Below are 8,402 nucleotides of genomic sequence, written 5' to 3' on the forward strand. Positions count from 1 at the left end.
CTCACCGCGAATATCGACCAAGGTAATGCTGCTAATTCGGTTATTAAATTCGACAGTCATGGCTGCAAAAATTGCACCTGCCAAACCGATGAGTGGTCGTATATTCATCTTTTACCTTAAATTTAAAAATGAGCTTAATGCTTATAGCGGTGATTAAGCTCAACTGTACCGATCGGTACTCTACTATCTTATTAAATTTACGTCAATTCTCGATTTTGAACTTTTCGATGAGTTACACTAAGAATGAAATTGCTAAATATGTTTGTAGGGTCGTATGTCTGATTGCACTAAAACGAATGAGAAAGATCAAAAAATTCTGGATGCAGCAACAAAGTTTTTTCTGATCCATGGTTTTAGTGGAACAACCACAGATATGATTCAAAAAGAAGCGGGCGTTTCAAAAGCGACCATGTATGGTTGTTTTAAAAATAAAGAAGCGATGTTTGCTGCGGTCATTGAACGTCAATGTACCAACATGCAAAAACAAATTATGTCGGTCGAGACAAAAGCCAAAAATTTACGTTCAGCCTTAACCGAAATTGGGAAAACTTATCTGTGCTTTATCTTATCGCATTCAGGTTTGGCTTTTTTTAGAGTCTGTATTGCAGAGGCTGTAAGGTTCCCGGAATTATCCGAAAAGTTCTTTGAAGTGGGACCACAACGTCTGGCAAATATTATTGCAGGTTATCTTGAAAAGTCGGTTAAACAAGGAGAAATTGAATTAACATCTTCTTCGGAAGTCGCAGCAAATATATTTTTATCACTGTTAAGAAGTGATGCCCACTTAAAATGTTTGACTCATCCTGATTATTTAATCTCAGCTGATGAAATTAGTATTTGGGTTGAATATGCTGTTGATTTATTTTTAAAAAATATTAATTACAAACTAGATTGATATTAAGGAACTTATACCTCCTTAAAAAACCTAAATGTAGAAGTAAAAAAGAGACCAACTCGTGGTCTCTTTTTATTCTTAGATCGCTTCTCTAGTCATCTCACCATTGACCAGTCTTAAAATCTGCAATGGGTTGCTGTCTTTTAAGGCTTCCGGTAATAAACTTTGCGGATAGTTCTGGTAACACACAGGTCTTAAGTAACGGTCAATGGCCAAGGTTCCGACTGAGGTACCTCGTACATCAGAGGTCGCTGGGTATGGCCCGCCGTGTACCATCGCATCACACACCTCAACACCTGTTGGGTAGCCATTTATAAGTAATCGCCCAGCTTTTTCTTCTAATACAGGAACTACATCTGCAAACTCGGTTAAGTCAGCTTCATCGGCAATTAAAGTCGCAGTCAGTTGCCCATTCATGCTTTGTAGTGCCTGAATGAGTTGGGCTTTATCTTCAACTTCAATGATGACTGTGGTTGGCCCAAAGATTTCTTCTTGCAGAAGTTGGTCACCCGCCAGCAATAATTCAACATCAGCTTTAAACAGTTGCGGTTGCGCCTGATTGCCTTGTTGAGCCTGACCTGCCAAATGCTTAATGCCTTGATGCTCGGTTAAGTGCTCAAGACCAGCGGTATAACTTTTTAAGGTGCCGGCATTGAGCATAGTTTGTGCAGGCTTAGCCCCCATAATTTCAGTCAGGTTGCTAATAAGCTGGCTAAATTCAGCTGATTTAATACCCAAGATTAAACCCGGATTAGTACAGAACTGACCACAGCCTAAAACTACTGAATCTGCCAAGTCCTGTGCAATTTTTTCTCCACGGTTTTTTAAGGCATCAGGCAACATCAACATCGGGTTAATACTACTCATTTCTGCAAACACCGGAATCGGTTGTGGACGGGCTGCGGCCATATCACATAAAGCTCGTCCACCACGTAATGAACCGGTAAAACCCACAGCCTGAATTAAAGGGTGCTTAACCAGTGGTTCACCCACGCCATTACCGTAGATCATGTTAAATACACCTTTAGGCATATTTGATTTTTCTACGGCACGCTCAATTGCCTGCGCTACAAAGTCTGCTGTGGCCATATGTCCACTATGGGCTTTCACTACTACAGAGCAACCTGCTGCCAGTGCCGAAGCAGTGTCACCACCCGCAGTTGAGAATGCTAAAGGAAAGTTACTTGCCCCAAAGACTGCCACAGGGCCAACACCGATTTTAATCTGACGCAAGTCTGGGCGAGGTAAAGGCTGGCGCTCAGGCAAAGCGGTATCAATACGGGCACCTAAAAAATCACCACGGCGCAGCACTTTGGCAAATAAACGCATTTGCCCACTGGTACGGGCACGTTCACCTTGTAAACGTGCAAGTGGCAAAGCGGTTTCCTGTGAGACAATTTCAAGAAAATCTGTACCCAAAGCATCGAGTTCATCAGCAATATTTTCTAAAAAAGTAGCACGCTGTTCAGGTGATGTATGACGATAAGTCTTAAACGCTTGACTGGCTGCTTCACAGGCCTGATTAATCTCTTGCTCGGTTGCATGGTGAAACTCATAAGGCAGAGCTTCACCAGTCGTAGCATGAATGCTTTTTAATAAGGTTGTACCTTGTGCGCTGCGCGAACCGCCAATAAAGTTGTGTCCGATAATGGTCATAACAAATATCCTGAAATTAATGAGAGTGTCTTGGAAGGTTGTCTTGGTTTACGACTCGCATATATAAAGTTGCGGGTTCCAAACAACCACCAGTAGATAATTGACCTACCATGTTGCGATACATTTCTTGCCAAGGTGTTTGAGATGGAGATACCGTCGGTTTCCATTCACGGCGGCGTTGTTCTAACTCTTCGTCAGAAATGAGCACGTTGACAGAACGTTTATTTAAATCAATACGTAAACGGTCATTGGTTTTAAGTAAGGCAATTCCACCGCCTACCGCCGCTTCGGGTGACATATTGAGAATAGATGGGCTGGCAGAAGTTCCACTTTGGCGGCCATCTCCTAAGCAAGGCAGTGAATCAATCCCTTTTTTAATTAACTCCGCTGGTGGAGCCATATTGACGACTTCAGCACTACCCGGATAACCCACCGTACCTGCGCCACGAATGACTAAAATACAATGTTCATCAATGTTTAAGGCAGGGTCATTGATACGTGCGTGATAGTCTTCGGGACCTTCAAAAACGATTGCGCGTGCTTCGAAGCTATTTTCATTGTTTGGATCTGATAAATAGGTTTTTTTAAATGCTTCGCCCACTACAGACATTTTCATAATGGCACTGTCAAAAAAATTGCCGCTGAGCACAATAAAACCGGCACCATGTTTAAGAGGTTGTTCATAAGGGAAAATGACATCTGCATTTGAGGTTTTTGCATTTTTGGCAATTTCCCCAATTGTTTTACCGCTAACCGATGCACAATCTTCGTGTAATACACCAGCTTTTTGTAATTCGTGTAAAACGGCAGGAACACCACCCGCACGGTGGAAACCTTCACCCAAATATTTACCCGCCGGCATACAGTTCACAATGAGCGGAATGTTTTCACCCACACGTTGCCAGTCTTCTAAACTTAGCTCAATACCCATATGACGGGCAATTGCAATGAGGTGAGGAGGACAGTTACTCGAGGCACCTAAAGCTGAGGCTACTGCGATTGCATTTTCAAAAGATTGTTTGGTCATAATTTTAGAAGGACGTAAATCTTCTAAAACCATTTCACATATTCTTTTGCCGGTCATATAGGCCATTTGCCCACGTTCACGATATGGTGCCGGAATACTTGCACATGTCGGTAAAGACATACCCAACGCTTCTGCCAAAGCATTCATGGAAAGTGCAGTGCCCATGGTGTTGCAATGCCCGACTGAAGGTGAAGCAGAAGTGGTCATTTCCATGAACCCTTCATAGTCAATTTCACCAGTGGCAAGTAAGTTTCTTGCATGCCAAAGCACAGTGCCGGAACCAATTAACTCACCTTTAAAATGACCATCTAGCATTGGCCCACCAGACAACACAATTGCAGGTATATCTGTTGTGGCTGCTGCCATTAAACATGCAGGAGTAGTTTTGTCACAACCAGTGGTCAGCACTACACCATCAAGCGGATAACCATGCAAGATTTCAACCAAACCTAAATAGGCCAAGTTGCGGTCAAGTGCAGCAGTTGGACGACGGGTTTGTTCTGCAATCGGGTGGACGGGGAATTCCATTGGAATACCACCCGCGTCTCGAATACCCGCTTTAACGCGTTCAGCAAGTTCTTTGTGATGACGGTTACATGGGGTCAAATCACTACCGGTTTGTGCAATTCCAATAATCGGGCGACCTGATTGTAACTCGGCGCGGGTCAAACCATAATTCATGTAGCGCTCAACATATAAAGCGGTCATGTCGGCATGTTCAGGATCATCAAACCATTCTTGGCTACGTAAAAAAATCCGTTTATTTTGATCATTCATTTTTTGATCCTTTCACTCATACTTTTTGAAATTTAGTTTATTTACGGAATGAATCTTGCAATTCAACCGATCGATAATACGTGAAAATTATAGTAATTCACGCTGCTTCAAATTACGCATCAAAGCATTTATTCCAAAATTCCACGGTGTTGCTTTATCACTGGTCATAACCGTGTTGTACAAAGTACCAAGTTTAGGCGAATGAATACGGACGACATCTCCAACTTTATGGGTAAAGCCAGCCCCAGCTTGTTCTCGATCTTGAGTCGGTGCAAATAAAGTACCCAAGAACAAAACAAAACCGTCTGGATATTGATGGTTTTCATTAAGAGTTTGTTGAATTAAATCTTCAGGATCTCGGCTAATTTGCGACATAGAACTCACACCATTTAACACAAAGTTATCGGTGCCTTGAATTTGCAGTTCAACATCGCAAGTACGAATATCATTTAAAGTAAAAGTATGGTCAAAAAGACGAATAAATGGGCCAATCGCACAAGATGCATTGTTATCTTTCGCTTTACTTAACAAGAGAGCGCTACGGCCTTCAAAGTCCCGTAAATTCACATCGTTACCTAAAGTCGCGCCTAAAATTTTACCTTGGCTATTGGCAACTAATACGACTTCCGGCTCTGGATTATTCCACTCAGACTTTGGATGAATACCAATATTTTGTCCCGTGCCTACAGCTGCTAAAACAGGGGCTTTAGTAAAAATCTCGGCGTCTGTACCAATACCCACCTCAAGATATTGAGACCACATTTTTTGTTCGATTAAATATTCTTTGAGTTGTAGCGCTTTTTCAGAACCGGGTTCGATTGTTTTTAAATTATCACCGATTACGCCTTGTACAACTTCACGAATCGATTGAGCTTTTTGTGCATCGCCACCGGCTTGTTCTTCAATCACACGTTCTAACATGCTTGCAGCAAAGGTAACACCTGCTGCTTTAATTACTTGTAAATCAATTGGGGCTAAAAAGTACGCCTTGTTAGTATCTGGTTCGGCGACAGTATTGGCAAATAACTCATCAATTGAACCAACTTGTCTTCCTTCAATTTCAGATAAAGCTTTTAAAGGATCAGCACTTTCAAGTAACTCTGAAATAGTATGAAATTTTTCCGAGATATCAAAAACTTGATTGCCTCTTAAAATAATAGGGGATGGACCCGAGATTTGACTTGGAATCCACGCACGGCCAATTAAGCATCCTTGAGTTGCATCATCTGGTAATGAGTTCTGGGAATTTAACGTAAAGTTCATTTAAAGCATCCTTCTTTTATTTGAAATCATGATATGTTTCTTATTTAATAAACACCAATCGTAATAATTTAATTATTAATAACCTGTAGTTATCAAAAAGGGATTTTAAAAATGGCAGATTTGACTTATGCAAGTTTAAATAACTGGCTTAAATTCAAGCACTTGGTTTTGTTAGAGACGTTAGCTCGAACCAATAACATGCACTTGGCTGCCGAGCAGATGAATTTAAGTCAACCTGCTGTAAGTAAAATGCTAAAGGAAATTGAGGGCCTTCTTGGGTTTCAGGTCTTTGAGCGACTGCCACGAAATATGCCCGTAACGGCATTGGGTGAACATGTCATTCGTTATGCACAGCGTGTTTTGAATGACGCAAAGCATTTTGTCGAAGACATCGAGATTTTACGGTTGGGTGGACATGGGTTTTTAAAAGTAGGGGGAATATTTGCAGCAACCGCCGTGGTAATTCCAAACTCAATTATCGAAATTAAGAAACAATGGCCGCTACTTTCTATCGATGTTGTTGAACAGACCAGTGACCATTTAATGGAAATGTTGAGTGAACATACTCTAGATTTAGCTATAGGCCGTTTTACCGATGTGACGCAAAGCCAGTTTTTCGATTTCCAGCCTTTAGGCCCTGAACCATTCTGTATTGTTGTCAATAATGCGCACCCATGTGCCCAGAAAAAGTTTTGTACATTAGAAGAATTATTAAAATGGCCGTGGGTACTTTATCCTAAAGGCACACCCATTCGGGAGCGTATGGAAGGTGCATTCGCCCGAGCTAAAGTCAAAATTCCTTTAAATACGGTAAATACCATGTCGATGCAGACCTTTTTACAGATCTTAAAAGGGGCGCCTATGGTAGGCATGTTGCCAGAAGCAATGGTGATTGATCAGGTGAAAGAAGGACAGCTACAGATTTTAGAAACAGACCTGATTTTAGATGCTCAAGATTATGGAATTTTGACACGTAAAGATGAACCAGTGTCTGATATAGCCGCAGCATTTATCAATATTTTACTTAAAAATGCAAAACGTAAGTAAAGTCTTCAGCCTCAAGACATAGAAGACTTGGGGCTTTTAAATTAAAAGAAAGCTTACTTAATTTAGTCAAAGTTTCATCATAAAACTGATATTAAAAAGTTATCAATATTTAGAAATTATTCATTGGAAATTATTGCAGGGACTCCTTATCGTTTAATTCATGATGATTAAAAATCTTTAAGTGAATAAGAATTAGGAAAGGATCCCTGTATGAATGTGTTAATTACTGGTGGCACGGGTTTTATTGGAAAGCAAATTGCCAAAGAGATTTTAAAAACCGGAAGCCTGACTTTAGACGGTAAACAAGCTAAGCCTATCGATAAAATTATTTTGTTTGATGCATTTGCTGGTGATGATTTACCGCAAGACCCTAAGATTGAGGTGATTATAGGGGATATTACCGACAAAACCACAGTCGCAAACATCACAGAAAATATCGATGTTGTTTGGCACTTGGCTGCTGTGGTGAGTTCGGCAGCAGAGGCTGATTTTGACTTGGGAATGGATGTAAACCTTTATGGCCTTTTAAATTTATTAGAAGAATTAAGAAAAAAACAAACAATGCCTCGAGTCATTTTTGCGAGTGGCTGCGCTGTATTTGGTGGTCAATTACCAGAAGTTGTGACAGATGATACGGTGGTTACACCAAAGTCCTCTTACGGTATGCAAAAAGCAGTAGGAGAATTGCTCGTTTCAGATTATTCGCGTAAAGGCTTTATTGATGGCCGTGTTTTAAGATTACCGACGATTGTGGTTCGTCCGGGTAAGCCTAATAAAGCCGCCTCTACATTTTTTAGCTCAATTATCCGCGAGCCTTTAAAAGGGGAAACGGCAGTTTGTCCAGTCCCGCCAGATACTCCGGTTTTCATTACTTCACCACGACGCTGTGTTGAGTCAATGATTAAGGCTGCGTCAATTTCTTCAGAGGCACTCCAAGATAACCGAATTATTCCTTTACCAGGATTGACCGTTACCGTTAAACAAATGCTTGAGGCACTTGAAAAAGTTGCCGGTAAACAAGCAACTGATTTAGTGCAGTGGCAAGAAGATAAAACGATTCAAAGGATTGTTCAAAGTTGGCCAGTTCAAGTGAAAGCTGAATATGCCGAATCTTTAGGTTTCCAAGCAGATGAGAATTTTGAAAGCATCATTCAGGCACATATAGAAGATACCCAAAATTAATGGCAGTGATCGCCAATTCATGTGAGAGTTATTATGGAAGATATCAAAAATGTCACTGCTCTCGAAGAGCAGACAATTAAGCGTATTTCGAGTCGAATCATCCCGTTTCTTATTATTTTATTCATTATGGCCTTTCTAGACAGAACCAATATTGGTTTTGCTGCGCTACATATGAATGATGCAATTGGAATTACCCAAACTATTTTTGGCTTAGGGGCGGGTGTATTTTTCTTGGGTTATTTTATTGCAGAAGTACCGAGTAATGTTTTACTTCATCGGTTTGGTGCACGGATCTGGATTGCCCGAATCATGATTACTTGGGGAATTATTGCCGGGCTTATGGGATTTATCCATAGTGGTACCCAATTTATTATTTTACGGTTTTTACTGGGTATTGCAGAAGCGGGTTTCTTTCCGGGGGTTATTTTTTATTTAACCTTATGGTTTCCTGCTAAATATCGTGCCCGTGTCTTCGCGACATTCTATTTAGGGTTACCAATTGCCCAAATTATTGGAGCGCCAATTTCGGTCGGCCTTATGCAATGGGGCAATACC

The 8,402-nt window shown here is 41.0% G+C and carries 8 protein-coding genes; 4 read left to right on the forward strand and 4 right to left on the reverse strand.

The features are described from left to right. A partial coding sequence (locus C1642_RS19915; protein ID WP_228153988.1) for a hypothetical protein occupies positions 1–108 on the reverse strand: 108 nt, incomplete at its 3' end. Positions 109–274: 166 nt separating this feature from the next. On the opposite strand from C1642_RS19915, the gene C1642_RS18015 reads away from it, so the two are divergent. Further along, a complete protein-coding gene (locus tag C1642_RS18015; RefSeq protein ID WP_001278391.1) occupies positions 275–895 on the forward strand; it encodes a TetR/AcrR family transcriptional regulator in 621 nt (206 codons plus the stop codon). A gap of 78 nt (positions 896–973) precedes the next feature. Here the strand turns inward: C1642_RS18015 and C1642_RS18020 are convergent, their stop codons facing one another. From C1642_RS18020 to C1642_RS18030, 3 genes are all read right to left on the reverse strand, one after another. Further along, positions 974–2,551 (reverse strand): aldehyde dehydrogenase (NADP(+)), encoded by a 1,578-nt coding sequence (locus tag C1642_RS18020; protein WP_103236697.1) that lies wholly within the window; start codon positions 2,549–2,551, stop codon positions 974–976. A gap of 16 nt (positions 2,552–2,567) precedes the next feature. After that, the gene (locus C1642_RS18025; protein ID WP_000999643.1) at positions 2,568–4,355 is read right to left on the reverse strand and encodes an IlvD/Edd family dehydratase; all 1,788 of its coding nucleotides are present in this window, start codon (positions 4,353–4,355) and stop codon (positions 2,568–2,570) included. A gap of 87 nt (positions 4,356–4,442) precedes the next feature. After that, positions 4,443–5,618, reverse strand: a complete 1,176-nt coding sequence (locus tag C1642_RS18030; protein ID WP_002133474.1) for a fumarylacetoacetate hydrolase family protein — start codon at positions 5,616–5,618, stop codon at positions 4,443–4,445. Between the two features lie 111 nt (positions 5,619–5,729). On the opposite strand from C1642_RS18030, the gene C1642_RS18035 reads away from it, so the two are divergent. The 3 genes from C1642_RS18035 to C1642_RS19920 form a co-directional block, all read left to right on the forward strand. Beyond that, positions 5,730–6,665 carry a LysR family transcriptional regulator gene (locus C1642_RS18035; RefSeq protein ID WP_103236698.1) on the forward strand — a complete coding sequence of 312 codons (936 nt, stop codon included), beginning with the start codon at positions 5,730–5,732 and terminating at the stop codon, positions 6,663–6,665. Between the two features lie 210 nt (positions 6,666–6,875). Next, complete coding sequence (gene denD / locus C1642_RS18040) at positions 6,876–7,847, forward strand: D-erythronate dehydrogenase (RefSeq protein WP_103236699.1); 972 nt, start codon at positions 6,876–6,878, stop codon at positions 7,845–7,847. A gap of 33 nt (positions 7,848–7,880) precedes the next feature. Next, on the forward strand, positions 7,881–8,402 hold a 522-nt coding region (locus tag C1642_RS19920; protein ID WP_228153984.1), incomplete at its 3' end, for an MFS transporter.

Origin of the sequence: Acinetobacter sp. AKBS16 (assembly GCF_002899995.1) — a bacterium.
GTDB lineage: Bacteria > Pseudomonadota > Gammaproteobacteria > Pseudomonadales > Moraxellaceae > Acinetobacter > Acinetobacter baumannii.

Bases quoted from the DNA above. Each gene is read 5' to 3' on its own strand.
- C1642_RS18015 (WP_001278391.1), top strand. From the start codon at position 275: ATGTCTGATTGCACTAAAACGAATGAGAAAGATCAAAAAATTCTGGAT.
- C1642_RS18020 (WP_103236697.1), bottom strand. From the start codon at position 2,551: ATGACCATTATCGGACACAACTTTATTGGCGGTTCGCGCAGCGCACAA.
- C1642_RS18025 (WP_000999643.1), bottom strand. From the start codon at position 4,355: ATGAATGATCAAAATAAACGGATTTTTTTACGTAGCCAAGAATGGTTT.
- C1642_RS18030 (WP_002133474.1), bottom strand. From the start codon at position 5,618: ATGAACTTTACGTTAAATTCCCAGAACTCATTACCAGATGATGCAACT.
- C1642_RS18035 (WP_103236698.1), top strand. From the start codon at position 5,730: ATGGCAGATTTGACTTATGCAAGTTTAAATAACTGGCTTAAATTCAAG.
- denD (WP_103236699.1), top strand. From the start codon at position 6,876: ATGAATGTGTTAATTACTGGTGGCACGGGTTTTATTGGAAAGCAAATT.